Source organism: Myxococcales bacterium, from assembly GCA_016706225.1.
In the GTDB taxonomy this organism is placed as follows: Bacteria; Myxococcota_A; Polyangia; order Polyangiales; family Polyangiaceae; genus JADJKB01.
On the sequence record JADJKB010000002.1, the window covers coordinates 54,712 to 81,156 of the forward strand.

Annotated in this window: 25 protein-coding genes; 13 read left to right on the top strand and 12 right to left on the bottom strand. The window is 67.9% G+C overall.

What is annotated here, in order from left to right; all coding sequences use genetic code 11:
• Nucleotide 1: 1 nt before the first annotated feature.
• Nucleotides 2-640 carry a tetratricopeptide repeat protein gene (locus tag IPI67_00345; GenBank protein MBK7578628.1) on the bottom strand — a complete coding sequence of 213 codons (639 nt, stop codon included), beginning with the start codon at nt 638-640 and terminating at the stop codon, nt 2-4.
• Nucleotides 641-950: 310 nt separating this feature from the next.
• Here IPI67_00345 and IPI67_00350 point away from each other — a divergent pair, with 310 nt between their 5' ends.
• The 5 genes from IPI67_00350 to IPI67_00370 all read left to right on the top strand — a co-directional run bounded on the left by IPI67_00350 (nt 951) and on the right by IPI67_00370 (nt 5,783).
• Nucleotides 951-1,877 carry a FliM/FliN family flagellar motor switch protein gene (locus tag IPI67_00350; GenBank protein ID MBK7578629.1) on the top strand — a complete coding sequence of 309 codons (927 nt, stop codon included), beginning with the start codon at nt 951-953 and terminating at the stop codon, nt 1,875-1,877.
• Nucleotides 1,874-2,458 (top strand): hypothetical protein, encoded by a 585-nt coding sequence (locus IPI67_00355; protein MBK7578630.1) that lies wholly within the window; start codon nt 1,874-1,876, stop codon nt 2,456-2,458. The genes IPI67_00350 and IPI67_00355 overlap by 4 nt, the downstream gene beginning before the upstream one ends.
• Nucleotides 2,459-2,527: 69 nt before the next feature.
• A complete protein-coding gene (locus IPI67_00360) occupies nt 2,528-3,727 on the top strand; it encodes a glycosyltransferase family 4 protein (GenBank protein MBK7578631.1) in 1,200 nt (399 codons plus the stop codon).
• Complete coding sequence (locus IPI67_00365; GenBank protein MBK7578632.1) at nt 3,727-4,413, top strand: YggS family pyridoxal phosphate-dependent enzyme; 687 nt, start codon at nt 3,727-3,729, stop codon at nt 4,411-4,413. The genes IPI67_00360 and IPI67_00365 overlap by 1 nt, the downstream gene beginning before the upstream one ends.
• Nucleotides 4,413-5,783 (top strand): replication-associated recombination protein A, encoded by a 1,371-nt coding sequence (locus tag IPI67_00370; GenBank protein MBK7578633.1) that lies wholly within the window; start codon nt 4,413-4,415, stop codon nt 5,781-5,783. Before IPI67_00365 ends, IPI67_00370 begins: the two co-directional genes overlap by 1 nt.
• A 4-nt stretch (nt 5,784-5,787) precedes the next feature.
• Here the strand turns inward: IPI67_00370 and hpt are convergent, their stop codons facing one another.
• The 4 genes from hpt to IPI67_00390 all read right to left on the bottom strand — a co-directional run bounded on the left by hpt (nt 5,788) and on the right by IPI67_00390 (nt 10,211).
• On the bottom strand, nt 5,788-6,330 hold the full coding sequence (hpt, locus tag IPI67_00375) for a hypoxanthine phosphoribosyltransferase (protein ID MBK7578634.1): 543 nt from the start codon (nt 6,328-6,330) through the stop codon (nt 5,788-5,790).
• Nucleotides 6,331-6,365: 35 nt separating this feature from the next.
• Nucleotides 6,366-8,729, bottom strand: a complete 2,364-nt coding sequence (locus IPI67_00380; GenBank protein ID MBK7578635.1) for a DNA internalization-related competence protein ComEC/Rec2 — start codon at nt 8,727-8,729, stop codon at nt 6,366-6,368.
• Nucleotides 8,730-8,859: 130 nt separating this feature from the next.
• Nucleotides 8,860-9,360, bottom strand: a complete 501-nt coding sequence (locus IPI67_00385; GenBank protein MBK7578636.1) for a hypothetical protein — start codon at nt 9,358-9,360, stop codon at nt 8,860-8,862.
• 56 nt (nt 9,361-9,416) lie between these two features.
• Complete coding sequence (locus IPI67_00390; GenBank protein ID MBK7578637.1) at nt 9,417-10,211, bottom strand: hypothetical protein; 795 nt, start codon at nt 10,209-10,211, stop codon at nt 9,417-9,419.
• A 198-nt stretch (nt 10,212-10,409) separates the two neighbouring features.
• Between IPI67_00390 and IPI67_00395 the strand changes: the two genes are divergently transcribed.
• Both IPI67_00395 and IPI67_00400 read left to right on the top strand, forming a co-directional pair.
• Nucleotides 10,410-11,261 carry an ABC transporter substrate-binding protein gene (locus IPI67_00395; protein ID MBK7578638.1) on the top strand — a complete coding sequence of 284 codons (852 nt, stop codon included), beginning with the start codon at nt 10,410-10,412 and terminating at the stop codon, nt 11,259-11,261.
• The gene (locus tag IPI67_00400; protein MBK7578639.1) at nt 11,258-11,989 is read left to right on the top strand and encodes a TlyA family RNA methyltransferase; all 732 of its coding nucleotides are present in this window, start codon (nt 11,258-11,260) and stop codon (nt 11,987-11,989) included. The genes IPI67_00395 and IPI67_00400 overlap by 4 nt, the downstream gene beginning before the upstream one ends.
• Nucleotides 11,990-12,149: 160 nt before the next feature.
• Here the strand turns inward: IPI67_00400 and IPI67_00405 are convergent, their stop codons facing one another.
• Nucleotides 12,150-12,875, bottom strand: a complete 726-nt coding sequence (locus tag IPI67_00405; GenBank protein MBK7578640.1) for a CPBP family intramembrane metalloprotease — start codon at nt 12,873-12,875, stop codon at nt 12,150-12,152.
• Between the two features lies 1 nt (nt 12,876).
• Nucleotides 12,877-13,950 carry a decaprenyl-phosphate phosphoribosyltransferase gene (locus IPI67_00410; GenBank protein MBK7578641.1) on the bottom strand — a complete coding sequence of 358 codons (1,074 nt, stop codon included), beginning with the start codon at nt 13,948-13,950 and terminating at the stop codon, nt 12,877-12,879.
• A 119-nt stretch (nt 13,951-14,069) separates the two neighbouring features.
• Here IPI67_00410 and IPI67_00415 point away from each other — a divergent pair, with 119 nt between their 5' ends.
• From IPI67_00415 to IPI67_00425, 3 genes are read left to right on the top strand one after another with little or no spacing between them, the layout of a single operon-like run.
• Nucleotides 14,070-15,137, top strand: coding sequence for a pyridoxal phosphate-dependent aminotransferase (locus tag IPI67_00415; GenBank protein ID MBK7578642.1), 1,068 nt, complete (start codon nt 14,070-14,072; stop codon nt 15,135-15,137).
• A complete protein-coding gene (ligA, locus tag IPI67_00420) occupies nt 15,134-17,155 on the top strand; it encodes an NAD-dependent DNA ligase LigA (GenBank protein MBK7578643.1) in 2,022 nt (673 codons plus the stop codon). Before IPI67_00415 ends, ligA begins: the two co-directional genes overlap by 4 nt.
• A 2-nt stretch (nt 17,156-17,157) precedes the next feature.
• The gene (locus IPI67_00425; protein ID MBK7578644.1) at nt 17,158-17,919 is read left to right on the top strand and encodes a fumarylacetoacetate hydrolase family protein; all 762 of its coding nucleotides are present in this window, start codon (nt 17,158-17,160) and stop codon (nt 17,917-17,919) included.
• Between the two features lies 1 nt (nt 17,920).
• Here IPI67_00425 and IPI67_00430 read toward each other — a convergent pair whose 3' ends face one another.
• The 3 genes from IPI67_00430 to IPI67_00440 form a co-directional block, all read right to left on the bottom strand.
• Nucleotides 17,921-18,502, bottom strand: coding sequence for a GNAT family N-acetyltransferase (locus tag IPI67_00430; protein ID MBK7578645.1), 582 nt, complete (start codon nt 18,500-18,502; stop codon nt 17,921-17,923).
• Nucleotides 18,499-19,263 carry a DJ-1/PfpI family protein gene (locus IPI67_00435; protein MBK7578646.1) on the bottom strand — a complete coding sequence of 255 codons (765 nt, stop codon included), beginning with the start codon at nt 19,261-19,263 and terminating at the stop codon, nt 18,499-18,501. Before IPI67_00435 ends, IPI67_00430 begins: the two co-directional genes overlap by 4 nt.
• Nucleotides 19,264-19,332: 69 nt before the next feature.
• The gene (locus tag IPI67_00440) at nt 19,333-20,154 is read right to left on the bottom strand and encodes an aldo/keto reductase (protein ID MBK7578647.1); all 822 of its coding nucleotides are present in this window, start codon (nt 20,152-20,154) and stop codon (nt 19,333-19,335) included.
• A 112-nt stretch (nt 20,155-20,266) separates the two neighbouring features.
• Between IPI67_00440 and IPI67_00445 the strand changes: the two genes are divergently transcribed.
• From IPI67_00445 to thpR, 3 genes are read left to right on the top strand one after another with little or no spacing between them, the layout of a single operon-like run.
• Nucleotides 20,267-21,148 carry an SUMF1/EgtB/PvdO family nonheme iron enzyme gene (locus tag IPI67_00445; protein ID MBK7578648.1) on the top strand — a complete coding sequence of 294 codons (882 nt, stop codon included), beginning with the start codon at nt 20,267-20,269 and terminating at the stop codon, nt 21,146-21,148.
• A gap of 9 nt (nt 21,149-21,157) precedes the next feature.
• Nucleotides 21,158-22,414: a competence/damage-inducible protein A gene (locus IPI67_00450; GenBank protein ID MBK7578649.1), complete on the top strand. Its 1,257-nt coding sequence runs from the start codon at nt 21,158-21,160 to the stop codon at nt 22,412-22,414.
• Complete coding sequence (gene thpR, locus IPI67_00455; GenBank protein MBK7578650.1) at nt 22,411-22,992, top strand: RNA 2',3'-cyclic phosphodiesterase; 582 nt, start codon at nt 22,411-22,413, stop codon at nt 22,990-22,992. Before IPI67_00450 ends, thpR begins: the two co-directional genes overlap by 4 nt.
• Before the next feature lie 10 nt (nt 22,993-23,002).
• Here the strand turns inward: thpR and clpB are convergent, their stop codons facing one another.
• Both clpB and IPI67_00465 read right to left on the bottom strand, forming a co-directional pair.
• Complete coding sequence (clpB, locus tag IPI67_00460; GenBank protein ID MBK7578651.1) at nt 23,003-25,654, bottom strand: ATP-dependent chaperone ClpB; 2,652 nt, start codon at nt 25,652-25,654, stop codon at nt 23,003-23,005.
• Nucleotides 25,655-25,864: 210 nt separating this feature from the next.
• Nucleotides 25,865-26,440, bottom strand: a complete 576-nt coding sequence (locus IPI67_00465) for a hypothetical protein (GenBank protein ID MBK7578652.1) — start codon at nt 26,438-26,440, stop codon at nt 25,865-25,867.
• Nucleotides 26,441-26,445 lie beyond the last annotated feature (5 nt).

The window sequence follows — 26,445 nt, forward strand, 5'->3', positions numbered from 1 at the left end:
CCTACTTGTCGGCCTTGGTGCTCGTCGCGTCCTTCTTGGCCTTGGCGTCGGCTTCATTCAGGCGCGTCTCGATGCGCTTCTTCACGACGGCATAGTCCGCGACCAACTTGGTCCAGGTCGTGATCTTGACCTTGCGGTCTTCCGCGCTCTTCGGGAAGGCCTTGGCTGCCGGCTGCTGCTGAGCGAACTGGCCGTAGGCGTTCCAGCGATCCGTAGCGTCGTCGTAAGACTTCTGCCGCTCGCGCAGATCGGCGAGCACGAACAAGATCTTGGCTTTGAGCATGTGGTCGCCGCCGACAAAACGCAGCGCCGCCACCCAGGACGTCTCCGCCTCTTGGGTGTCGTTCTTCGCAAGGTGCGCCTCACCAATGCGATAGTGGCCCATCGGGTTCTGGGGCTCCTTGGTGATCGCGTCCTTGTATGCGCCGATCGCTCCATCGAAGTCGCGCGCCACGAACAGGTCGTCGCCCTTCTTGAGCTGCTCCCAGAACGGGCTGATGCCCTTGATGCCCTGCGGGTCCTTGCGGGGACCGCCCGTCGCCGTGGCGGCTGGCTTGGCGGGTTTCTCTTTGTTCTCGGCGGCCGCGGGGAGCGCAATCGTCAGCGCCAAGACGGGCAGCAGCAAGAGCCGGGTCTTCATGCGAAGGAACGTATCACGGGCTCCATCACCGGCGCGACATCGCGCGGGAGCACCGCCCCGGCGGCCGGAATATCCGTGGGAAATCCGTGGGCTTCTCTCGGTCGTGGGAGCGCGCCCGAGAATGCTGGACGAAGGGCGGGTTTGCCGCGATCAATCGGGCCGCATGCGGGTCCAGCCCTTTCCGTGGGCCTCCTTGGAGCGCCTCCCTCGCCAAGCGTGGCGCGAGGCTCGGTTCGCGAGGCGCGCCGTTCAGCGCGCGGTACGTCCGGAGGGACTGGGGCGCGCGCTCTCGGAAATCCTGTCCGGCGAGGTGCTCGTCGTACTGGGCAACGTCTCGATTGGTCCAGCACCAAGCGCCGAGGACGTCCTGGGTCTTCAGCTCTCGGACGGCTCTCGTATCTGGATCGAGCTGGAGGCGCCGCTGGTCAGCGCCATGCTCGCTCGTGTGCTCGGCAGAACCGTCGGCCTCACACCCCAAGGCACGCGTCTCGATCCCGCGTCGAGCGGCGCGCTCTCGGCGATCTTGGTCGAGGTCGCGCGTCGCACAGGCGCAGCCGAGGCGCTGCGCGTGCTCGACCAGCGCCCGAACCCGAGCGCGGTTTGTGTGTGTGTCTCCGGAACGCTGGTGGTGGGCGACAAACCCTACTCTGCGCGGGCGTGGGTGCTCGCGGACAAAACTTCGGAGCGCGAACGACCTGCAACTCTGGACGACCTGGGTGAGCTGGAAGTGTCGCTGCGCCTGGTGGTCGCGCTCGCCTCGGCGAACCCCGGCGAGCTCGGGACCCTGCGCCCCGGAGACGCCTGGCTGCCGGGCGACGGCTGGTGGATCGATCGACAGGGCGCCGGGCGCGCGGCGCTCGCGGCTCCCCGCGGGGAACGGGGGCTGAGCGTCGACTTGGCGCCCGATGGGCGTGTCGTGGTAGGGGACGGCGAGGTCGATCTGTCGTTCGACATCGAGGCGAACATGAGCGTGGACGGGGAAAATCATGGTGGAGCGGCGCTGACAGAGGCAGTCCTCGACGCGCCGGTGGTCGTACGGGTCGAGGTTGGCGCAGTGTCGCTGAGCGCCCGCGAGTGGGCGGCGCTCCGCCCCGGCGACGTGATCGAGACCGGACGCCGGATCAACGATCCGGTCGTGTTGCGCGTTGCTGGTCGCGAGGTGGCGCGTGGAGAGCTCGTGGAGATCGAAGGCGAGCTGGGGGTTCGAATTCGAGAAGTTCTCGGGGGCGCTCCGTGAACCTCGTGCGAGGGAGCGCCGTTGGCGTGGCGTTCCTGGTTCTTGGGTGTGACAAACCCGCCGCTCCGACGCCGGCCGCGAGCGCGCCCGGTCCGAGCGCCTCCGTTGCTCGACCCCTGCCCAGCGCATCGGCCGCCGCACCGGCCAGCACCACGGCGGGAACCTGGGGCGGAACCTATGAAGCGCAGCACTACCTGATCGAGGCACGCAAGAACGAGGGCGCGCGCGAGTGGGCAGCCGATGACGGCGGAGCCAACACCGGCACCGGGCAGCTGACGCTGAACGTGGCGGAGGGCGGTGACATTCGCGGCGTCGCGAAGGGTCCGCTCGGCGAGCAAGTGCTGGTGGGTGAGGTCGACGCCGAGGTGTTCCGCGTGCGTTTCACGGCGAAGACTCCGGGAGACCGTGCGTTCAGCGGATTCACCGTGCTGACGCGCGAAGGGGATCAGATGAAGGGGCGCCTTCAGGCCTCCACCGGCGACAGCAAAACCGTGCGGGATGCGCTGATCGTGGTCTCCCGTGGCGGAGCCAAACCCGCCGTCGGAGAGCCCGTCCCGAACGCGGCGCCGAGTGGAAGCTGAGCGCACGCGGCTGTGTCCGCCGAGCGGCCCGCCCTCGGGCCCCCGCCGCGTTCGTGTTAGATCGTCGCCGTGTCCACGGCTCTGCTCGATCTGAGTGTGCTGGCGACGAACACGCGACGGCGCGGGATCGGCCGCTACGTCGCAGATCTGGCGCAGGGTTTCGCCAGGAGCGAAGGCACGCTGGAAGATCTGCGGGTCCTGGGTGTCGAACGCTTCGATTGGATCGGTGGTGCGTCGGTCACCGAAGATCTGAGCGGCGCGGTGGAGCGTCTGACCGCAACGAGCACGCCCACCCAGGCGCACTTGTCGTGGGCCTACCGCCTGCGCGTGTCGATGGCCGCGGCGACGCGCGCCCTCTCGCCCGATCTCGTCCACACGGGACACCCCAACGCAACTCCCCTCGGCGATCTCGGTTGCCCGCGCGTGACCACGTGTCACGACCTGATCCCGCTGCGCTTCCCGGACCAGTACCTGAGCTTGCGCGACGGTTACCGCACCGGGCGGCGCTGGCTGGATCAGCGGCGTTACCACTCAGCAGACCATGTGATCGCCGTCAGCGAGACGACCGCGAACGATCTGGTCACCTTGCTCGGGGTGTCGCCCCGGAAGATCAGCGTCGTGCACAACGGCGTCGACCTCGTGCGGTGGTCGAGCGAGCCCGGCCACGACGACGGCAAGGTGCGCGAGCGTTTTGGCCTGGCAGAAGCGCCTTACGTGCTGTGTGTCGGGGCCGCAGATTTTCGCAAGAACCACGACCTGATGCTGGCGGCCCTGGCGCAGGTCAGAAAACGTGCGACCGATGCCAACGTGGTGATGGTCTGGGCCGCACGCCTCGACCTTTCCACGCAGATGGAGCTGCGTCGCGCAGCCTACGAACACGGCGTATCCAGCTCGTTCACGCTGGCCGGTTACGTGTCGGATGCCGATCTCGCTGCGCTGTACCGCGGCGCGCTGGCCCAGCTGTTTCCCTCTCGCGCGGAGGGTTTTGGCTACCCGGTGATCGAGGCCATGGCCGCGGGCTGCCCCGTCATCACCAGTGATCGCTCGAGCCTCGCGGAGATCGCCGGGGACGCCGCGATCCAGGTCGATCCCGAGAGCGCCGACGCCATCGCCGAGGCAATCCTGGCACTGGTCGAGGACCCCGCCGAGCGCGCGCGGCTCAGCACGCGCGGCACTGCGCGCGCGGGCAAGTTCACGCTCGAGCGCATGGCCGCGCGCACGCTGGATGTGTATCGCGACGTCATCAACAAAGCGCGGAGCGGACGCTGATGCTCGACGTCGCGGCACGCCTGCGCGACGTCCGGCAGCGCATCGAGCTAGCGGCCCGGCAGTCCGGTCGCGAGCCGGGCTCCGTGCGCTTGCTCGCCGTCTCCAAGACCAAACCCGCCGCCGCCATCCGTGCCGCTCACGCGGCGGGACAGCGAGATTTCGGCGAGAACTACGTGCAAGAGTTGCTGGAAAAAGCCGCCGAGCTGGCGGATCTTTCCGATCTCAGCTGGCACTTGATCGGCCACCTGCAGCGCAACAAAACCAAACACGTCGCAAAGCTCGCGAGCGCCGTCCACACCATCGACTCGGCGCGGCTGGCACTGGACTTGGACAAGCGCGTCGCCGAGGCGGGGCGGGAACCCCTCACCGTGCTGGTCGAGGTGAACGTCGGCGGGGAGTTTCAGAAGCACGGTTGCTCGCCGGATGCGCTCGGCCCCTTGCTCGAGACCATCGAGGAGGCACGGAGCCTGCGCTTGACGGGGCTGATGACGGTGCCGCCGCACACCGAAGACCCGGCGGGCGCCCGGCCATTCTTCGACACCCTGGTCGCGCTGCGCGACGCCCACGGCGGGGCAGCCCGACTGCCCGAGCTGTCCATGGGCATGAGCCACGATCTCGAACACGCCATTGCCGCGGGTGCGACCTGGGTGCGGATCGGCACGGCGATCTTCGGTGAGCGCGCCTGATGGCCCAGAAGCGCCGCGAACCACCCGGTCAACCGACCCTGCTCGCTGCGGCAGCTCGTCGCGGTTCACTCGGCTCCGGCACCGCGCCGCTCGCCGATCGCATGCGCCCGCGCACGCTCGACGACGTGATGGGACAGCGCCACCTGATCGGCGATGGCAAGTGGCTCGCCGACGCGATCCGCAACGACCGTGTGCCGTCCTTGGTCCTGTGGGGGCCACCCGGCTCGGGCAAGACGACGCTCGCCAACGTGGTGGCCGGCTCCACGCGCTCGCTGTTTGTGCCGTTCTCGGCGGTGCTCGGTGGTGTGGCGGAGCTCCGGGTCATCATCGATACCGCAAAAGAGGAGCTCGGGTTCCGTGGCCGCAAGACCCTGCTCTTCGTCGACGAGATCCATCGCTTCAACAAGGCGCAACAGGACGCGTTCCTGCCCCACGTCGAGGCCGGCACCATCACCCTGATCGGTGCCACGACCGAGAACCCCTCGTTCGCCGTGAACGCCGCCGTGCTGTCGCGCTGCAAGGTGCTCCGGCTGCAAGCGCTCACCGAGAACGACCTCGTCAAGCTGCTCGAGCGCGCGCTCTCGGACAAACAGTTCGGTCTTGGCGAGCGCGGTCTGTCGGCGCAAGGCGACGCGCTCGCGCTGATCGCGGAGAGCAGCGCAGGGGACGCGCGGCGCGCGCTGGGTCTGCTCGAGACCGCGGTCGCCCTCTTGCCCGACTCGGCGAGTGAGCTCTGCCTGGATGACGTGAAGCGAGGCGCCGAAGAGCGAACGCTGCTCTACGACAAGTCCGGTGAAGAGCACTACAACGTGTCGAGCGCGCTCATCAAGGCCATGCGCGGCAGTGATCCCGACGCGGCAATCTACTGGCTGCTGCGCATGCTCGACGCGGGCGACGACCCGCTCTTCCTGTCGCGGCGCATGTTGATCTTCGCCAGCGAAGACGTGGGCAACGCGGATCCCCGGGCACTCCAGGTTGCGGTCGCGGCGGACGAGGCTTTCCGCCGGGTCGGCTTGCCGGAGGGGGTCTACCCGCTGGCCCACGCTTGCCTGTATCTGGCGAGCTGTCCCAAATCCGACGCGGTGAAGCGCGCCATTTCGACGACCCGGGCGCTGATTGAAAAGCGTGGCGCTCTGCCGGTGCCGCTCAAGCTGAGGAACGCCGTCACGGGACTGATGCGCTCCGAGGGATACGGCGAGGGTTATCGATATGCCCACGATTTCCCCGGGCACGTCGTGCCGGGGGAGAGTTACCTGCCCGACGAGCTCGAAGGCACGACGCTGTACGCGCCGAGCCACGAAGGTCTGGAGAAGCAGATCCGCGAGCGTCTCGAGCGACTGCGCGCGCGCCCGCCGAAACCGAGCGAGTGACGCCTCAGCCCGCGCTCGGCTCCTTGACCACGCCGATCTCGGGCATGTTGCGGTACTTCTGCGCCCAGTCGAGCCCGTACCCCACGACGAAGACGTCGTCGATGGTGAAGCCGAGGTAGTCGATGGACACCTTCTTCTGAGTGCGCGCCGGCTTGTGCAGGAGCGCGCACACCTTCACGCTCGCGGCGTTGCGCGTCTGGATCTGGTGCATCAGGTAGTCCAGCGTGAGACCCGTATCCACGATGTCCTCGACGAGCAGCACGTGCTCACCGTCCACCGGCCTGGCGAGATCCAACGTGATCCGCACGACGCCGCTCGACTCGGTGTCGTCCCCGTAGCTCTGCACACCCAGGAACTCGACTCGCAGGGGCAGGTCGATGGCACGCGCGAGATCCGCCGCCAGCACGAAGCTGCCCTTCAACACGCACAACAGAACCAGGGATTTGCCGCGATAGTCTCGGGTGATCTCGGCTCCGAGCTCGCGCACGCGCGTGTTGATCTGCTCCGGGGTGTACAGGGTCTCGATCTTCTCGCGGTACCAGCTCATGCTCAGGCGGTACCGAGGCGGGCTTGCCCCGTCAATCACCGTCGGTGGATCAGCTCACTGACCTCGACGCGCATGACCGCCCCGTCCGTCCACCAGCTCAACCCGCCGTGGAGATCTGTGCGTAAGGTGTGGATAGACCGCGCCGCGACGGCTTCCAACGTCTGGGCGTGGGGATGGCCAAACCGATTGCGTACGCCGCAGGAGATAGCCGCGTAGCTGGGACCGACGGCGCCGAGGAGCGACGCGCTGCTCGAGGTGCGGCTGCCGTGATGGCCGAGCTTGAGCAGATCCGCGCGCAGTCCGCGCCCGAAGCGCGCCACGAGCTCCTCCTCTTCTTCGCGCTCCGCATCCCCGAGCAGCAGGGCACGGTGCGCGCCGAGAGCGAGCGACACCACCAACGAGTTGTCGTTCTGCCCGCGACCCGGAACGAAGTCGGGGCACGGTGCGAGCACTCGTACCAGAGCTGCACCAAACGCCCGGCTCTCGCCACAGAGCTCGGCCGGACGAAGCACAGACACGCCACGCGAGCGCAGACCGGCCAGCAGCTGCCGGTACACGGGGCCGGCTCCTTCACGCTCCCCCTGACCGGTGTCCCACAGCTCACCGACCTCGACGCGCTCGAGCGCGGACGCGAGTCCCCCGAAGTGATCCGGGTGCGGATGGCTCAGCACCACGACGTCCACCCGGCGGCGCCGCCGCACGCGCAGCAGGGGAGCGATCACACTCTTGCCCGGATCGACCGGACTGCCGACGAAACCGCCGCCGTCGACCAACATCAGCGAGCCGTCGGGCAGGTCCACCAAGAGTGAGTCCCCTTGGCCGACGTCGAGCACGCTCACTCGCAGACGCCCGGTCGGATGCCCGGCGCGGATCGCCGCGAGCTCGACCATTGCCAGCGCGAAAGCCCCGCCCAAGAGCCAGGTGAAGCGTGGCGGTCTGAGCCACATGCCGAGCAGCGCGACGGCGAGCACCGCAAAGTGCCAGGCGTTTGGCGGCGGAACCGCGAACGCGAGCCAGCGTGCCGACGCACCGGCGTGCGCGACACCGCGCACCCACAGCAGCGCCCCAGACGCAGCCAGTGCGATCCCGCGACCCAGCCCCGGAACTCCGCTCACGAGCGGGTGGATCAGACAGAGCGGAAGGGCGATCGCCTCACCGATGGGCGCCGCGAAACCGTTGGCGAGCACACCTGCCAGGGTTTGTTCGGGCGCCAAGAGCGCGAGGAGCGGCGCGCAAGGAATCATCGCGGACAACGTGGTGCCGATGGAGCCGACCACGAGGCGACAGGGAGCCCAGGTCAGCCGCTCGACACGCCGATTGAACGGTTGACCGAGCACGATGAGGCCCACGGTTGCACCTGCCGAGAGCAAGAACGAGACGTCGAAGGGCAGCAGCGGATCGACGAGGGTGCCACCGATGAGTGAGGCACCCAGCGTGCGCTCGGGGCGCGCGTGTCGCCCGGCCGCGCGTACGAAGTACGCAAACGCGAGCATCCAGGCCGCGCGCCACGCCGAGCCACTTCCGCCGGCAAAATCGGCGTAGATCAGCGCAATCGGCACACCAGCCGCCGCCGCAAGACGCGCCGCCTCGACCCGGGCTGCGAGGGCCTCGAGACGAACCAGAATCGCGGCGAGCGCGCGCACCAGCGCCGCGACCGCAAACACGAGGTGGGTGCCACTCACGGCCAACAAGTGCGACAGCCCACTCAGTCGGAAGGCGCGATCGTCCTCCGGTTCGAGATCGTTTTCACCGAGCACGAGCGCCCGCGCGAGCGGCGCCGCGGCGGGAGCAAAGGAGCGATCGATGGCGGCCCGCGCGTGGTTCCGAGCGCCGTCGATCAGTGACGCCAGGGTCGTTCGACGCTGCACCCGCTCCGCACTCAGCAGCATGCCGCTCAACGTCACCCCTTGCCGCGCCGCGCCGGGCGCCGGATCCGGCAGCTCCTTGTTTCGGAAGAGCTGGATCGGCGCCAGCTGCGCGACGACCTCGAGCCGATCGCCACGCCGGAGATCCGCCGCGCCACCGTAGACGCGCGCAACCTGCGCCGCCTTTGCTTGACCCTCACACTCGAGCGCATCGAGCTCGGCAATGAAACTCATCGCGTCCCCTCGGCGGGTCGGCGAGCTTCGCACCGTCGCCGTTGCGGCGCAGCGCAGCGGTTCGTTCACCGCCGCGCGGGCATCGAGCCACGCTCCCCGCCAGCGCTCCAGCGCGAAGTGCGCGTTGAAGGCTCCGGCCAGGAGCGCCGCAACTGCGAGCGCGAGCACTCCCGGACGAAAACGGCCGAAAGAGAGCGCAAAAACGCCGAGAAACCCCAGCGCCGACGGACCTGGCGCAACAACGGCCAAGGGCCCCGCAGCCAACGCGAGCGCCACGGCCAGGAGTGGATCGACTCTCACTCCACTCGTGCTGAGCAAACATCGCGCCGAGCCGCCACTCGCTCACAAACGACAACGGCGCCCGAGGGAAACTCGGACGCCGCGTCGTTTCAGCCAGCGGCCATCGGGCGGCCGCCGGCGCTCTTCGCCATCAACCGCAGTACGAGGTGCAGGCGCTGGCGTTGTTCTGCGTTGCGCACAGGCAGATCTCGCACGGATCGACGCAGCCGCCGCAGTCCGGATAACTGCATGCGCCGGTGCCGCCGCCGAGGCCGGCTCCGCCGCCGAGGCCGGCTGCGCCGCCGAACTCACCGCCGCCGATGCCGCCCGCGCCACCGAACTCACCGCCACCGATGCCGCCACCGCCGCCAATGCCACCACCGCCGCCGTCGCCGCCGCCGATGCCACCACCGCCGCCGTCGCCGCCGCCGATGCCACCGCCGCCGCCGTCGCCGCCACCGCCACCCTGCGCGCCCTCACCACCGCCGCCGGACGAGCCGGACGGCCCGTTCGAGTTCGGCAGTGGGTTGTTTGCGTTTCCGGGCGGAGAGCGATCACTCTCGAAGCCCGACGGTGCGTCCCCGTTTCCGGAGGTCGCACAGCCGAGAACCAACAGTGAGGCGACGAGCCAAACTGAGCTGCGATATTTCATGGCGCCAAGCTCCCTTCGCGAGTCGACCCGACCGCGTGGTGTCGTTCAAAAAGGTATCAGAAATAGTAGAGGGCGGCGACGTTGCTCGTGAAGATGTTCCACGGGTTGTCGTAAACACTGGTGGAGATCACGGTCGACTTGTCCTCGACGGTGGTGCTCGCGCCCGCCGGAGGCGTGTACTCCGCGGTTCGGGTCTCCGACCGGAACAGCACACCTACACTTCCCTGCAAGCTGAGCTGGGGCACTCCGATGAAGCCGAAGTGCAGCTCGGCGCCGGCGCGAGCGCCGACGTCGATGACAAAGCCGCTGTTCTTGAGCTCGTCGTTGCCCGCGAAGATGTCCTTCTTCGTCTGCTGCGCAAAACCGACGTTCGCTTCCGGGACGATCTGGAAGCTGAAGTGTTTGCTGCCCGAGAGCGCGAGCGGAACGCCGGCGTGCACCAGCACGGCGTTGATGCCAGCTTTGTCCGTGGTCGTGTTGCCGTTCTTCGTGCTGCCACCGCTGCTGAAGAAACCAAGGCCGACGTCGAGGCCCATGCCCTGGTCCAGCCAGTAGCGCAGACCAATGACCGGAGCCTGAACGGTCCCGAGAACTGGCGTCGGGTTACCCGCGCCACCTGCAATGTCCATGATCGGAACGGCGCGCGCACCGAGGTAACCAATCGCGAAGTGCCCGATCATCTGATCGTGATCCGACTCGCCGGTTGCTGCACCCGCCTTCGGACCGGTGGCGCCGGGCAACGTCATGCCGACCTCGCCGCTTGCCTCCGCGTCTTGAGCCAAGGCGCTGCCCGCAAAGGACACCGTCGCCAACACCACTGCCGCTCCCACGTTGAGCTTCGAGATCCGCATCTACTGATCCTCCGATGAAGGCCGTATTCGGCCCGGAAAACTGAAAGCTGCCCTGCCTCGGGCGGGCGCATGGTTGCCCGAGGCCCCCGACGCCGTCAACCTGCGGTCGAACGCGCGGAGTTGCGGGGAAAACCCGCTCGGGCTCCTATTACGACGCGGCCGGTGCCCATCTTCCCGAGGCGGGGTTAGAAGAGGGGCGTGAGGCTCGGCCGACGCGCATTTCTCTCGACATTCGCGCTGATCGGCTGCGCGCGTCCGGGGCGCGCTCCGGGGCCTGCCCGCCGCGTCGTGTCGCTCTCACCCTCGACCACCGAAGCAATTTTTGCTCTGGGTCACGGGGCCCGGCTGGTCGGCCGCTCGCGTTATTGTGACTTCCCCCCCGAGGTGAAGGCCGTCCGCCCGGTGGGCGGCTTCGTGGACCCGAGCCTGGAGGCCATCCTCGCGGTGAAGCCGGACCTCGTGATCGGGGTGCAGGGTCCGGGGCTGCGTGACTTTGCCGATCGCCTCGAAGCGCGCGGCATCAGCACCTACTTTCCGCCGAGCCAGAACTTCGCCGAGATCGGCGCGATGCTGGTCGGCCTCGCGCGGCTGCTCGGTGACGAAGCTGCGGGCGTCGCGGCTCGGGCCGCCATCTTTCGCGAGCGAGACAGCGTCGTGAGCGCGCTCGGCAATCGCCCTCGTCCCCGTGCACTGCTGGTGTTTGGCCTGCGACCCGTCGTCGTCGCTGCGCCGGGGAGTTTCCCCGACGAGATGCTGACGCTCGCGGGCGCGGACAACGTGATCGTCGGCGAGCGCACGCGGTTTCCAACCCTGGGAATCGAGCGAGTGCTCGCTCTCGATCCGGACGTCGTGGTCGATTCGACGGGTGGAGCGATGCGCGAAGGCATCAGCATCACCAAAGATCTTCCCGGTTGGACCGAGGTGCGTGCGGTGCGCGAAGGCCACCTCGTCGTCGTATCCGACGATCGAGTGCTACGACCCGGGCCTCGGGTCGGGCAGGGGCTCGCGGTGCTCGCACGCGCGCTGCACCCCGGGGTCGTGATCCCATGAAGCAGCGCGCCGATCTGCTGCTGGTCGAGCGCGGCCTCGCGGCTTCGCGCACCCAGGCGCAGGCGTTGATCCTCGCGGGCCGGGTGTCTTCCGCCGATCGGCGCATCGAAAAACCGGGGGAGCTCCTGCCCGACACCCTCGAGCTCATGGTCCGCGGCGCCCCGCGTTTTGTCTCGCGGGGCGGCGACAAACTCGATGCCGCGCTCGATACTTTCGAGCTCGACGTCACGGGCGCAATCGTCGCCGACATCGGCGCGTCGACCGGCGGCTTTACCGACTGTGTGCTCGGACGGGGTGCAACACGAGTCTTCGCCGTCGACGTCGGTCACGGGCAGCTCGCGCACAAACTCCGGAGCGACCCGCGAGTGGTCGTGATGGAGCGCACCAACGCGCGTCACCTGACCCCGGCCGCCTTCGATCAACCGGTAAGCCTCGTGGTCGTGGACGCTTCGTTCATCGGCATCGAGAAGCTGATGCCTGCCATCGCGAGCCTCTTGCCAGTGGGCGGCCGCCTGGTCGCCCTGGTCAAGCCCCAGTTCGAGGCAGGCCGCGAGGCCGCGCGGCGCCATCGCGGGGTGATCAAGGACACTGCGGTCCGCGAGGCGGCGATCGCGGACGCCCGCGCCGCCATCGAGTCAGCGGGGTTCTCCGTGCTCGCGGAGTGTGAGTCCACGGTGCCGGGTCCCAAGGGCAACGTCGAACACTTCGTGCTGGCCGAGCGGCGCTGAGGGCTAGAGCGCCGAACAGGTTGAACGTCGTTTGTTTTCCGGGGCCGGGCGGGGGGGCCGCGCCCCGGGGCGGGGGCGGGGGCCGGGCGGGGGGGCCGGGGGGGGGGCCCACCCCCGGCCCAGGGCCCCGCGCACAACGAGGCGCAAGCTGATCGGCGCTCTAGAGCACCAGCACCCAGAGATCGTAGAGCGTGTGGGTCCAGACCGCGGGAGCAAAACCGCGGAAGGCGTAGATCGCGGTGAACACCGCGCCGCACGTCCAGCGGAAGACGAACGAGCGGAGCTCGAACGGATCGCCAAACGCACCCACGTAGTGCCAGCCACTGAACACGGCTGACGACGCCAGCGCCCAACCCACACCGAGCAGCCGCGGCCGCACCGGGTCGGTCATCGGAAACAGCAGCTTCAAGAGCTGGAGCCCGAGCCCGAACAGGACCACTCGAAAGGCAATCTCCTCGTAAAATCCTGCGCCAGCGCTCATGACGGCGCCCGAAAAGCCCCCCTGCAATGCGGAGCCGGCCAGGCTCACCTTGCCCACCACCCAGCCCGCGATGAACCGCATGGCGATCGCATAGACGGTCGCCTCGACGGCGAGGAAAGCAAACCGCTCCCACTCCAGGGCTTCACGCCGTCCCATCAAGAGCAGCACGCCGACGAACACTCCGCCGATGAGCAGCGTCAGCCCGCCGTACGCCACCATGTTGTTGTCCGCGAGCGCGATCAGCTCGCTGGTCACGACATCGGCGGCGTTCCGCACGGGCAAGAACACCACCCCAAGGTGATAGAGCACGAAGATCGGCAGCGTGAGCACCAGGTCCGACCAGGCGTCACTCGCCTTGGCGAAGAAGCCGGGTTTCTCCGCCTCGGGCTTCGCCGGCTCCGCCATCTCAGCTCGGCCTGAGGTGATAGACGACCCACATCACGAGCACGACCCAGCACAACACGATGCCCACGAATGGCCCATCTTTCAGCATTTCCTGGGTCGGACTCTCGGCCCGCGGTCGGCTCCGGATCAAGAACAGGAAGCGCCACACCCCGAGCACCACGAACAACGCGCTCGGCCACAGCCAGCGGGTCTTGAAGAACTCTTGGGTGTGCGGATCGAGAGTGTACGCAACGTAGGTAGCGACCGTGGCCAGCGCCGTGACGGTCAGCGCAACGTCGAGCCCACGCGGTGAATACGACTCGAGTGCGGCTCGCGTCTTCCCGCCACCCGCCGCCGCCAGAGACAGCTCGTGGCGCCGTTTCCCGAAGCCCAAAAACAGCGCCAAGAGTGCCGTACAGACCAGCAAGTAGTGCGAGACGTTGATCTGCGTCGCCTGACCGCCGCCGACCACCCGCAGCACGAACCCGGCCGCGATGCAGCCCACGTCCAGGTACGCCACGTGTTTGAGCTTGAGTGAGTAGGCAACGTTCAGCGTGAAGTACGCCGCCGCCGCCGCAAAAAACGGCCACGAGCGCATCGCGGAGCCCAGCAGCGCGCCAACCACCAGCGCCACGACCAGCCCACGCGCAATCGGGATCGGCACCCTTCCTGAGGCGATGGGGCGAAATCGCTTCACCGGGTGCTGCCGATCGGCCTCGACGTCCGCGAGGTCGTTCATGGTGTAGACGGCGCCTGCCAAGAGACAGAAGGCGAGGAACGCCGCGCCGGCTCGCCACAGCAACAACGGATCGAAGATCTCTTTGGCGAAGACCACCGGCGCGAGCACGAACACGTTCTTGACCCACTGGTGTGGGCGGATCGTCTTCACGACACCGCGCAGGCGCCAGATCAGATCACCGCGGCTCTTCGGCGCCTCGTTGTCCGAAATGCTGACGTCCGGCACTCCGGATTCCGCTGCGCCGTCCGGGTATTCGTACTCGCGCTCGCGCGTGTCGTCGGCCGAAGGGCGCGCGTCGTCGTCCGGCGGGTCTGCTCCCGACTCTCGACTCTGGTCCTCACCCGGCGTGTCCGCCATCGCGGGCGGACCTTAGCAAAGGCAAGGCACCCCGGCGTTCAAACCCGAGGTTTGCCCGCGAATTTTCGGCTTTCGAGCCTATCCTTTGACGCGGCAATCCGGGCTACCCTCGGGAAATCGTGCTGCCGCCGATCGCCTATTTGGACTTCGCGGGTCGCTGGTACGGACAGGTCGGCTTCGACCTCGCTTCGAGCGGCGTCGCGCCCGTGTCCGACGAGCTGCTCGGCGCGGGAGTGCCTCTCGACGACCTGGGCGCGCGCGATCGTTTTCGACAGGCGCTCGCAGCGCGCTACGGCGTCGGGACGAACGAGGTCGTGACCGCCCTCGGCGCGAGCGGCGCGCTCTTCGCCGCCCACGCAACGCTGCTCGAACCCGGACAACGGCTGCTGGTCGAGAACCCCAGCTACGAACCCCTGTGGTGCGGAGCCCAAGCCCTGGGCGTCAAGGTCGATCGCTTCGAGCGCAGCTTTGACGAAGGCTACCGGATCGAGCCGGAGCGTGTGCTCGACGCCTGCCGCCCCGAGACCCGCGTGGTTGCCATCACCAACCCTCACAACCCGACCGGACACGTCGCGAGCGACGCCACGCTAAGCGAGTTGGCGTCGGTGCTCGCTGAGCGCGGTGTCATCCTCTTGATTGACGAGGCCTATCAGGAGCTGGCGTCGCCGCGCACGACCGCGCGCAAGCTGTCGCCGAACATCGTGACCTGCAGCAGCGCCACCAAGTGCTGGGGCGCTGGCTGGGCGCGCGCCGGCTGGTTGTTTCTGCCCGAGGCGCACGTCGCCGCCGCGCTGCGGGTCGAGCGCTACGTCGCGGGCCTGGCGCCGCCGGTCACCTGGGCCTGGGGTGAACGCGCCGTGACCCGCGCCGACCGCCTGCTCGAGCGAGTTCGGGTGCTGCAAGTGGGCAAACGCGAGCTGGTCGACGCGTTCATCGCGCGCCACCCGAGCCTTGCCTGGGTCCCGCCCCCCGCGACCAGCGTGTTTGGTTGGGTGCGAGACACTCGCGGCGGCGATCTGCTGCCGTTGATCGAGCAGGGGATCCGCGAGCACGGCGTCCTCGCCGCACCGGGCACGTTCTTCGGTGACGAGAGCGCCTTCCGCCTCGGCTGGACCACGGACAAGAAGAAGCTGGCAGAAGGCCTGACCCGCCTGGCCAAGGCCTTGCAGCTGGAAACACGCGCATGACCCCCAAACAGGCGCAGGCGCGCCACCGCGAGCTGACGCGTGAAATCCGCGCCCACGACTACCGCTACTACGTCCTCGACGATCCGCAGATCGGCGACCGCGAGTACGACGCGCTCTACGCCGAGCTGGTCGAGCTAGAGCGCACGTTCCCCGAGCTCGGCAGCGCCGACTCGCCGACCCGTCGCGTCGGCGGCGGACCACGCTCCGATCTGAAGACGGTCGCGCACGTCGTGCCGATGATGTCCCTCGACAACACCTACTCGGAGGACGAGCTCGCGGACTTCGTGCGGCGCGTGCATGCCGGCCTCCCCGACGGCGCGAGCCCCTCGTACGTCGTCGAGCCGAAGCTCGACGGCGCCAGTGTGGAGCTGCTCTATCGCGACGGCCGCTTCGTCGGCGGCTCGACCCGCGGCGACGGGGCGTCGGGGGAAGAAATCAGCGAAAACCTCCGGACAATTCGCTCGCTGCCGCTGACCATCGAGTATCAGGGCCCGCTCACGCTGCGGGCGGAGGTCGTGATCTATCGCAAGGATCTCGAGCTCATCAACGCCGAGCGCGCGCAAGACGGGGAAGCGCTGTTTGCCAACCCGCGCAACGCGGCGTCCGGCAGCCTGCGCATGATTGATCCGCGTATCGTGGCAAAACGCCGGCTGCGCGCCCTGGTGTGGCAGGTCGTGGAGGATCTCGGCGGCCGTCACTCGGCGGCGCTCGATCGGATCGCCGAGCTCGGGTTGCCGACGCATCGGGCGCACCGCGTGTGTCACAGCTTCGAGGAGCTGCGGGCAGCCATCGCGGAGATCGAGACCCAGCGCAAGGACTACCCCTACGAGATCGACGGCGCGGTGGTGAAGGTGGACGCGCTGTCGGAGCAGGCCATCCTCGGGGCAACCGCCAAGTTTCCGCGCTGGGCCATCGCCTACAAGTTCAGCGCGGAGCGAGCCGAGACCCGCCTCGAAGACATCATCGTGCAGGTCGGGCGCACCGGCGCGCTGACACCCGTCGCCGTGCTCGAGCCCGTGCAGCTGGCCGGCACGACGGTGTCGCGTGCGTCACTGCACAACGCCGACATCGTGCAGGCGCTCGACGTCCGCATCGGTGATCGCGTGAGCATCGAGAAGGCCGGCGAGATCATCCCTCAGGTCGTCGCCGTCGACGTGAGCGCCCGGGCACGCGGGGCCAAGTCTTGGTCGATGCCCGAGCGCTGCCCGGTGTGTGACACGGCGGTGGAACGGCGCGAGAGTGAGGTCGCAATCTTCTGCCCGAACCCCGCCTGCCCCGCGGTCGTGAAGGGGAAGATCATCCATTTTTCGCGGCGTTTTGCCATGGACATCGACGGCCTCGGCGAGTCGCTGGTCGATCAGCTGGTCGACACCGGGCGCATCCGGGACGTCGCCGATCTCTACGACCTCGACGTCGACGGCGTCAGCGCGCTGGAGCGCATGGCCGAGAAGAGCGCCACCAACCTGGTCGACTCGGTCGTCCGCTCCAAGGAGCAACCCCTCGAGCGCCTGCTGACCGGGGTCGGCATCGAGCATGTCGGTCAAGTTGCGGCGCGGCAGCTGGCCGAGGCGGCGGGCGAGTTGTCGACTCTCCTTGCGTGGACGCCCGAGGACGTCGTCGCGAAGGTGTCGGCCATCTCCGGCTTCGGGCCCAAGATGGTCGAGAGTGTCGCCGGCTTCCTCGCTGACGACGTCAGCCGTTCGCTCCTGCAAAAGCTGCTCGCGCGCGGCGTCTCGCGCCAGCAGCCGGTTGCCGCCGTCGCAAAAGACGGACCGCTCTCGGGCATGACGTTCTGTGTCACCGGCGTGCTCAGCAAGAAGCGCGAGGACGTGCACGCCGACATCCGCGGAGGCGGCGGCGAGGTGCACGACAAGGTGAAGAAGGGCACGACGTTCCTGGTCGCCGGCGACAAGGTCGGGAAATCCAAGCTCGACAGCGCCAAGAAACATGGGACCCGCGTGATTGACGAGCAGATCTTGGCTGGCATGTTGCGCGGTGAACCCGCGCCGGAGGGCTGACGATGACCCGCTACGCACGAGTTTCCGAGGACGGGCTCCCCATCTGGCTGCGAATCGACGACGGCATGAGCCTCACGCACGCCCCCTGGGTCGACGAGAGCCGCGAACGCGGCAAGCTCGAGTCGAGCTCGCTCCCCCGACTGGCACCGGCAGAGCCGACCAAGATCGTGTGTGTCGGCCGCAACTACAGCGCCCACGCCAAGGAGCTGGGCAACGAGGTGCCGAAAGAACCGCTCCTGTTCTTCAAGCCACCCTCATCGCTGCTCGCCGCCGGCGGCACGGTGTTCTTGCCCAGGGAGAGTGAGCGGGTCGAGTACGAAGCGGAGCTGGCTGTCGTGGTCGGCAAACGCGGACGGCGCATCTCACGCGAGCGTGCATTCGATCATGTCTTTGGTTTCACCATCGCGTGCGACGTCACCGCGCGCGATCTGCAGAAGAAGGACGGACAGTGGACCCGCGCCAAGGGCTTCGACACGTTCTGTCCGCTCGGGCCCGAGCTGGTGACAGGCATCGATCCAAGCTCGCTCTCGGTGCAGCTGCGGGTGAACGGTCAACTGAGACAGGACGGCAATACACGGGACATGGTCTTCGACATCCCCGCGCTGGTTGCGTTCATCTCCAACGCCATGACCCTCGAGCCCGGCGACCTGATCCTGACCGGTACTCCAGAGGGGGTAGGCCCGCTCGCGCACGCCGACACGGTGGAGGTTTGCCTCGCGGAGCTGGGCAGCCTCGGCTTCGACGTCGCGACCGAACCCGGCTGAGTCAGGGCTTGAAGCGCGCGAAGATGTAGTCGTCGATCAGCCGGCCGTCGTCCAAGCGCACGAAGCGCTCGCGGGTCCCCTCGTGCACAAAACCGAATTCCCGGTACAGCGCCTGCGCGCGATGGTTGTCCGCGCGCACGTACAGCTCGAGGCGGACGAGGGCAGCGGCATCGGCCAGCGCGACCAGTCGACCGAACAGCGCCCGCCCGATGCCCTGTCGCTGAAACGTGGGGTGGACCCCGAGCGCGACGATCCCCACGTGGGTGCAGCGCGCGGGCTCGAGCTGTCTCAGCTCGCCCAGGCCCAGGCTCGGTTCCGGGGTTCCCTCCAGCTCCGCCACGAGACACAGCGCGAGCCGCCCGCCACGTGCGGTCCGCGCGCTGTCCTCGAGTTTGCGCCGCTCGGCCGGTTCATCGCGCACCTGTCCCTGGTCGGTGACCATGCCCGCGCCGTCTGCGGCGAGCGCAGTGCCAAGGGCGACGATCTTCGCAGCGTCATCGGGTGTTGCCGGGCGGATCCGCGCTGCGCGTCCGTCCCGCAGCAAGAACCGCTGTGCACTGGCGGCTGCCGTAGGCTCGGTCATTCTGCTTGCCTCGCTTCCGTCGTTGCCAGCCGCTCGGCCAACCTCTTTCCGATCGCGTACGCGTCGCCAGGCCAGCGCGCCGACAGGTAGTTTCCGTCCTCGACCACGAACGCCGCGCCATCGTTGGAGCGGGTGCCCTTCTGAAACAAGGTGAACGGTCCGCGCTCGAAGTGACCGTCCGGGCCAAGCGCGCGCTTGACCTCGTCCTCGACGTACTCGGGATAAGTTCGGTAGTAACGACCGAGTCGCCAGGCGGTCGAATAATACGCGATGCGCTCCATGTACTTCGGCAAGCAGCTGCTCCTTCGACCGCGCAGCACGGAGTGTTTGCTGGTCGGGTCGAGCGTGCGAGCGAGCACGATCACGCCGTGGCAGATGGCCGCAATCGGTCGCTCCGCTTGCCAGTGAGCGAGCACTGCGGCCTGAACCTCGCGGCTCTCCAGGTACGGCCGCATGCCCTGGGCATGACCCCCTGGAAGAAGGACGGCGTCGACGTCGACTTCGGCGAGCTCGCTCCACGACAGCGGACGCGCGAACTCTGGAGCGGTTTCGAGCTTTGCATACAGCGCCCGCGCGTCCGGCTCCGCCCCGAGCTGACCGAAGATCACGCCGTTCAGCACGCGCGGATCCGCGCGCCCGGCGTCGCCGGAAGCCGTCGCGAACACGACCTCGTGTCCGGCCTCCGAGAGCACGCTCCACGGCGCTGCGACCTCGGTTGGATCGAAGTCCACGTCCGGCAGCGGCATCAAGACTCGGGCCATGGCGTTGTCTTCGGGGTCAGGGAGAGTGTGCAGGTCGGGGCGAGCGCCGAGCTCGGTGATCGGTTCCGCTCAGTCGCGGACCTTGCTCGTGCGATCCTTGCCGTAGATGGCGTCCCCAATTCGCCGCATGCGAGCGAGCTCCTCGTCGTCCATGCGCCCGAGCTCGAGGGAGCGGAGCGCCTCGCGCATCTGCTCGGTATCGGCGGGGCCACTCATCACGACGTCGACGTGGGGGTGTGACATCGCGAACCGGTAGCAGTCGGCGCCCGTGGGTGTGACCTCTCCAGCGGGCGTGCGTTTGGGATCGAGGAGGTGGCCCCAGCGCGTGGTCGTGTAGGTGATGACGCCCGGGCGTTTGTTCAGATCCAGGCCGTCGAGCGCGGCGAACACCTCACGCTCGGCCCCGCGGTGCACAGCGTTGTAACGAAGCTGCCAGACGCCGACCCGCTGATCGTCGACCAATGGCGGGAACATCGTGCGTCGATGACTGGAGATCGCGATGTGGCGCACCAAGCCGGAGGCGACGAGGTCGGTCGCCGCGTCCATGATGCGCGCGGGGGGTGGATCGTTGTACCAGCCGAGCAGGAGCACATCGGCGTAGTCGAGCTTGGCCTCTTTCAAGGCCTTGGTGATGGAGCGCTTCAGCCAGAAGCCAGCGCGCGAATAACTCTGCAAGCAGACGACCAGCGCCTCGCGATCCCGCTTGGCGATGTTGCGGATGGCCGTCGCCATCTCCGCCGTGCGACGGGACCCCCAGTAGAAGTAGTTCACGCCTCGTTCGAAGGCTTCTTCGAGCGCCGCGGCGGGCACCCCGTATCCCGACGCCACCCCCAATCGGCCCACGTGCAGCCCCGTCCGCCCGAACACGATCTTGCCGTTGAAGTCGCTCATGCTTGACCGGCGGTAGTCTAGGAGGCTGCTCGGGTGATCGCCAGGGCGCAAGTTCGCGGGGCGCAGGGCGAACGCCAACATCGACCATTGAGCTTCACCAGTGTTGCGCGCCATGCTGCGTCCAATGGGCCGCCGGGTGTTGGTCGGCGCCGGCGTACTCGGCGCGCTGCTCGCCGTTGCGGTCGTGCTCTTCGTGGCGCGCCGGGAACGAACCGATCCCGCGCGCTGCCCAGAAGGTCTCGTCGCCCGCGGTTTTCGTTGTTGCGCCGAGGGCCAAACCTTCGCTCGCGGTGCGTGCACCGGCGCACCGCTCGTGTGCCCAGCGGGGCTCGGGCGAACTCCCAAGGGGTGTGTCGTGGCCGCGACCCGCGTGCGCATCCCGGCCGGTACACTCACCCTCTCGCCGAGCGACTGGGAAGCAGAAGGCGTCGTTGCACCCCGCACGCTCACCCTTCCCGACTTCGAGCTAGACACCGCCGAGGTCACCCACCTCCGCTGGGCTGCTTGCGCCACCAGCGGCGCCTGCCGCGCACTCGCCACGACCGAGCCTGGCTTGCCGGTGACTCACGTCAGCGCCGACGAGGCCGAGAAGTTCTGCCGCACCCTCGACGGGCACCTGCCAACCGCCGACGAACATCTGTTCGCCGCCGCCGGCAGCGCGGGCCGCCGATTTCCTTGGGGACAATCCGGCCTCGTGTGCCGGCGTGTGAGCTTCGGCCTCGTCGAGGGCCCCTGCGCGAGCGGCGCGTCCGGCCCCGAGCTCGCCGGAGCGCGCCCCGATGGACGCACCCCGGAGGGTGTGTTCGATCTCGCGGGCAACGTCGCGGAGTGGACGCGAGAGCCGGATGGCAGCGTCCGCGCGCGCGGCGGCAGCTTTCGCTCCCGCGTCGCGGGGGAGCTGAAATCGTGGTCGGAAGAGCAGCTGCAAGGACCAGCCGCACATGTAGGATTTCGCTGCGCGTATGCCGTCGCCGCGGGGGCGCCGCCGCACTAGGCTCGCCGCATGTCGGCCGCAGTTTTGTGCATTGGAACAGAGCTCACGCGCGGGGAAATCGTCAACACCAACGCCTCGTGGTTGGCCGAGACGCTGACCGACCTCGGCATCGAGGTCACGGACATCGATGCCATCCCCGACGACCGCCAGCTGATCGTGGACACCCTGCACCGCTTGAGTGCCCAGCACACGGTCATCGTCTGCACGGGCGGCCTCGGACCCACGACGGATGACATCACGAGTGAGTGCGTGGCGACCGTGCTGAACGTGCCGCTCGTGCGCGACGAAGCCTCGCTGGATGCGATCCGCGTGCGCATGGAAAAGTTCGGACGCAGCATGGCAACCTCCAACGCCAAACAGGCGGATTTTCCCGAAGGCGCGCGCATCCTTCCGAATCGAAAAGGAACGGCGCCCGGCTTTTCCGTCGCGCTTGGAGACGCACAGGCCTTCTTCATGCCCGGTGTCCCGCGCGAGATGAAGACGATGTTCGGCGAGCTGGTCGCACCGTCGCTCAGTCACCTGACCCAGGCCGCCATCCACCAAGTACGGCTCAAGACCTTCGGCATGACCGAGTCGGGTGTGAACGACAAACTCGACGGCATCGAGGCGGCCTTCGACGTGACGCTGGCTTACCGCGCCCACTTCCCCGAGATCGAGGTCAAGGTCCACGCCCGCGCGGTTGCCGAGCATCCGGAAGAAGCAGCGGCTCGCGCGCGCCGCGCCGCAGACGAGGTGCTCACTCGCCTTGGCTCCGACGTGGTGTACGGCGAAGGCGACGTCACGTTCGCAGAGCAGCTGGGCCGGCTCTTGGTCGAACAAAAGCTGACCCTCGCCGTTGCGGAGTCGTGTACCGGCGGCTCCGTGTCGCGCCTCTTGACCGAGCGCGGCGGGTCGAGCGCGTTCTTCCTGGGCGGCGCCATCACCTACGCCAATAGCGCCAAACAGAAGCTCGTTGGTGTTCCCGCGGCGCTGCTCGACCAACACGGCGCGGTCAGCGCCGAGGTCGCCCGTGCGATGGCGGAAGGAGTGCGGCTCGCGCTCGCGGCCGATGTCGCGCTGGCGCTCACCGGCATCGCCGGGCCCACCGGCGGCACCGCAGACAAACCCGTCGGACTGGTCCACTTCGCCGTGTCCACCGCGGCGGGCACGAGTGACCGTCAGATGGTGTTCCCTGGCTCTCGCGCTCAGATCCGCGACCTGAGTGCGTTTGCTGGCATGGCACTGGTGCGCAAGGTCGTACTGCACGGGCACGGGGAGCTCGGGTGACCGCCAGCGTCCGCGCCTTCTTTGCACTCCCCCTGCCCGCAGCGGCAATCGAGGTCTTGTCTGCGACTCGAGAACACGCGCGCCCATTCGTGACGAGCCTCTCACCTCGTTTCACCACAGCCGAGCAGATGCACGTGACGCTGGCCTTCCTGGGCGACATCGCGCCGCCCGTATCGCTCGAGCTCGAGCGTGTTGCGGCAGCGCTTGCCGGACGTCACCCACCCTTCACTGCGAAGCTCTCGCGTCTGACTTCGTTCGGCGGTCCAGAACGCGCGCGCGTGCTCATCGTCGAGGTGGAGACCGATTCACCGACCCTGACCGCCCTCGCGAGTGAGCTCGAGAGCGCCGCGGCCGAGCTCGGTGTACCGCGGCAAGAGCGTGCGTTTCGCCCGCACGTCACCCTCGCGCGTTTCAAACACCCCGGCTCCGTCCAAGCGCTGCTCTCACAGGTCGAGCTCGCGCCGCTTCAGCTCGAGTTCAGCGAGCTTCGCCTCGTCGCGTCCACGCTGACCCCCTCTGGCAGTCAGTACCGCGTGATCGCTGCCCACGCCCTGGGGACGTCGCCGCCGCCAGCGTGAGCCCGACGCTTCAGGCCTGGGCGTGTGGCCGCGGAGGAACACTCGGCTGTTCGCTGACCTTCGCCTTCTTCTCGAAGCTCAGCCCGTCGCCACCGCGCTCCACGACGACGGTGTCGCCCATCACGACGTCGCCGGCGATCACCTGGCGGGCCAGACCGTCTTCGACGTACTTCTGGATCGCACGCTTCAGCGGCCGGGCACCGTACTGCGGATCCCAGCCGACCTCGGCCAAGAAATCCCGCGCGCCGTCGCTGGCTTCGAGCGTGATGTCGCGATTGGCCAGGCGCTCGCGGAGCAGCTCCACTTGCAGATCGACGATGCGACGGATCTGGTCGCGGCCGAGCCGGCGATACACGACGATCTCGTCGAGCCGATTCAGGAACTCGGGCCGGAACTGCTGGCGCAAGGCCTCCATCGCCGTGCGCTTCATGATCTCGGACTTGTCGTCGTCCTCGAGATCACGCCGCTCTTCGATGACGTTCAGCTCGGTGGTGCCGACGTTGCTGGTCAGGATCACGACCGTGTTCTTGAAGTCCACGGTGCGGCCCTGCCCGTCCGTGAGGCGACCATCGTCGAGCACTTGCAAGAGCGTGTTGAACACGTCCGGGTGAGCCTTCTCGATCTCGTCGAACAAGATCACGCTGTACGGACGGCGGCGCACCGGCTCGGTGAGCTGACCCCCCTCGTCGTAGCCGATGTAACCCGGGGGCGCGCCGATCAGCCGGCTGACGGCGTGGCGCTCCATGTACTCACTCATGTCGATGCGGATCATGGCGCGCTCGTCGTCGAACAGGAACTCCGCCAGCGCTCGCGCGGTCTCCGTCTTGCCGACTCCCGTCGGACCCAGGAACAGGAAGCTGCCGATCGGCCGCCGGTCGTCGCCGAGCCCGGCCCTGCTGCGGCGCACGGCGTTGGCCACCGCGACCAGCGCGGAGTCTTGCCCGACCACCCGCTGACGCAGGTTCTCCTCCATCGCGAGGAGTTTGTGCATCTCCCCCTCGAGCATCTTGCTGACCGGAACGCCGGTCCACTTGCTGATGATCTGCGCGATGTCCTCGTCGCCGACCTCTTCCTTCAGGTAGCTGCCCTTCTCCTGCACCCGCGCGAGCTCGGCGCGCTGCGCGTCGATCTCTTTTTCGATGTTGGGGATGGTGCCGTACTGGAACTCCGCTGCCTTGCCGAGGTCCCCCTTGCGGCGCGCCTGCTCCATCTCGATCTTCAGCTCCTCGTGCTCGACCTGTTTGTCGCGCAGAGCCCCGATGATCTCCTTCTCACGCATCCACTGGGCGCGCATTCCGCCCTTCTGCTCCTCGAGATCGGCGACCTCTCGGCTGAGCTCCGCCAGGCGCGCCTTGCTGTTTTTGTCCTTCTCTTGTTTCAGCGCCTGTTCCTCGATCTTGAGCTGAAGCAGCTTGCGCTCGAGCTGATCGATCTCGAACGGCATGCTGTCGATCTCCATCTTGATCTTGCTCGCCGCCTCGTCGACCAGATCGATGGCCTTGTCGGGCAAAAAACGATCGGTGATGTAGCGATTCGAGAGCACGGCGGCCGCGACCAGCGCGGAGTCTTGAATGTGAATGCCGTGGTGGGCCTCGTAGCGCTCCTTGATGCCGCGCAAGATGGCGATGGTGTCCTCGACCGTCGGCTGGCTCACCATGACCGGCTGGAAGCGCCGCTCGAGCGCCGCGTCCTTCTCGATGTGTTTGCGATACTCGTCGAGGGTGGTTGCGCCGACACAACGCAGCTCCCCGCGGGCCAGCGCCGGCTTGAGCATGTTGGAGGCGTCCATCGCGCCCTCGGCCGCGCCCGCGCCCACGAGGGTGTGCAGCTCGTCGATGAAGAGGATGACCTTGCCCGTTGCGTCTTCCACTTCTTTCAGGACAGCCTTCAGGCGATCTTCGAACTCCCCGCGGTACTTGGACCCGGCGACCATGCTGGCCAGATCGAGGGCCAAGATGCGCTTTTCCTTGAGTGACTCGGGCACGTCCCCGGCGGCGATGCGCAGCGCAATGCCCTCGGCGATGGCCGTCTTGCCGACGCCCGGCTCACCGATCAGGACCGGGTTGTTCTTGGTGCGCCGCGACAGCACCTGCATCACCCGCCGGATCTCCTCGTCGCGGCCGATGACCGGATCGATCTTGCCTCGGCGCGCCAGCGCCGTCAGATCGCGGGTGTACTTGTCGAGGGCCTGAAATTTCCCTTCGGGGTTCTGGTCGGTGATGCGCTGACTGCCGCGCACCTCGGCCAGCGCCTGCACGAGTTTGTCGTACGAGAGCCCGTGTCGATTCAGGACCGCTTGTACGTCCTTGTCGTGTTTCGCGCCGGCGAGCAGGAAGTGCTCGACGGAGACGAAGTCGTCCTTGAAGGCCTTGGCTTCGTCTTCACTCTTGGTGAGCAGCGGCACCGCACGACGCCCGAACGCAGGCTCGCCCCCACCGCTCACCTGCGGCAGCTTCGCCACGCGCTCGTCGAATTCCTTCGCCAGCGCGTCGGCGTTCGCCCCGGCCTTCTGCACCAGTGGCCCACCGAGCCCGTCTTCCTGGCGGATGATGGCGGCGAGAATGTGCTCCGGAATCACCTCCGGGTTGCCGCGCCGAACGGCGTCATCCACCGCGGCTCGCAGCGCTTCCTGGCTCTTGGTCGTCAGTCGATCCATTCGCATGGCTACACCATCATCGCTCGGCGTCGCCGCTCGCGGCGCCCGCTCGTCCTAGATTCGCTCGCCAATCCTGCCCCGTCGCCATTTCAGGCGCGAAGCACACGAGAAAGTAAGGCCTGATCTTCACCGATCAAGGGGTGTACCAAAAGCGAGGGAGTCGCTGCTGGCGCGGCGCCGGGACGTGGGTTCGGCGGAGGCGAAAAGCCGGCGCATTTACTTGGTGCAAGAGTCGATACCGACCCCCCAAGCTTGCGCGTCCAGCCCCTCCGCGCAGTCGAACCGGACAGTGCCCATCGCGGTGCGAACACAGGCCATGAAGGGTTCGTTGCCCGGGTGGGAGAAGATCGGCGGAGTCGTGCAGCCGTCGGCGTCGACCTCGAAGCTGAGTGAGCCACACGTCCAGCTGCCAATGCACGTACGGCAGGCCGTGACGAGCGTCTTCACCGCGTGCGCCACCGATGGCGAGCCCTTCGAGAGCGGGCAAGCGACGACCGGCCTCTCGAGGCAGGCCGGGGTGGAGCCCGAGGCGACATCAAAACAGCTCGAGGCATCCGGCGCCGCCGCTTCCGGCTTCGGTGCCGCGTCGGTCGAGGGCCGCGGCGCGCCCTCCATCGCGGCGTCGGCCGCGGGAACGTCACCGCCGGAGCCAGTCGTGTTGACCTCAGCGTCCGTCAAACCCCCGCAGGCGTGGGCCAACAGTCCGGCCAGCACGCAGAGCGAACTTCCGCGGTGAGTGCCGAGCGCCAGCATGAAATCTAGAATGAACCGACCCGGCGCCGTCGTCGACATCCGTT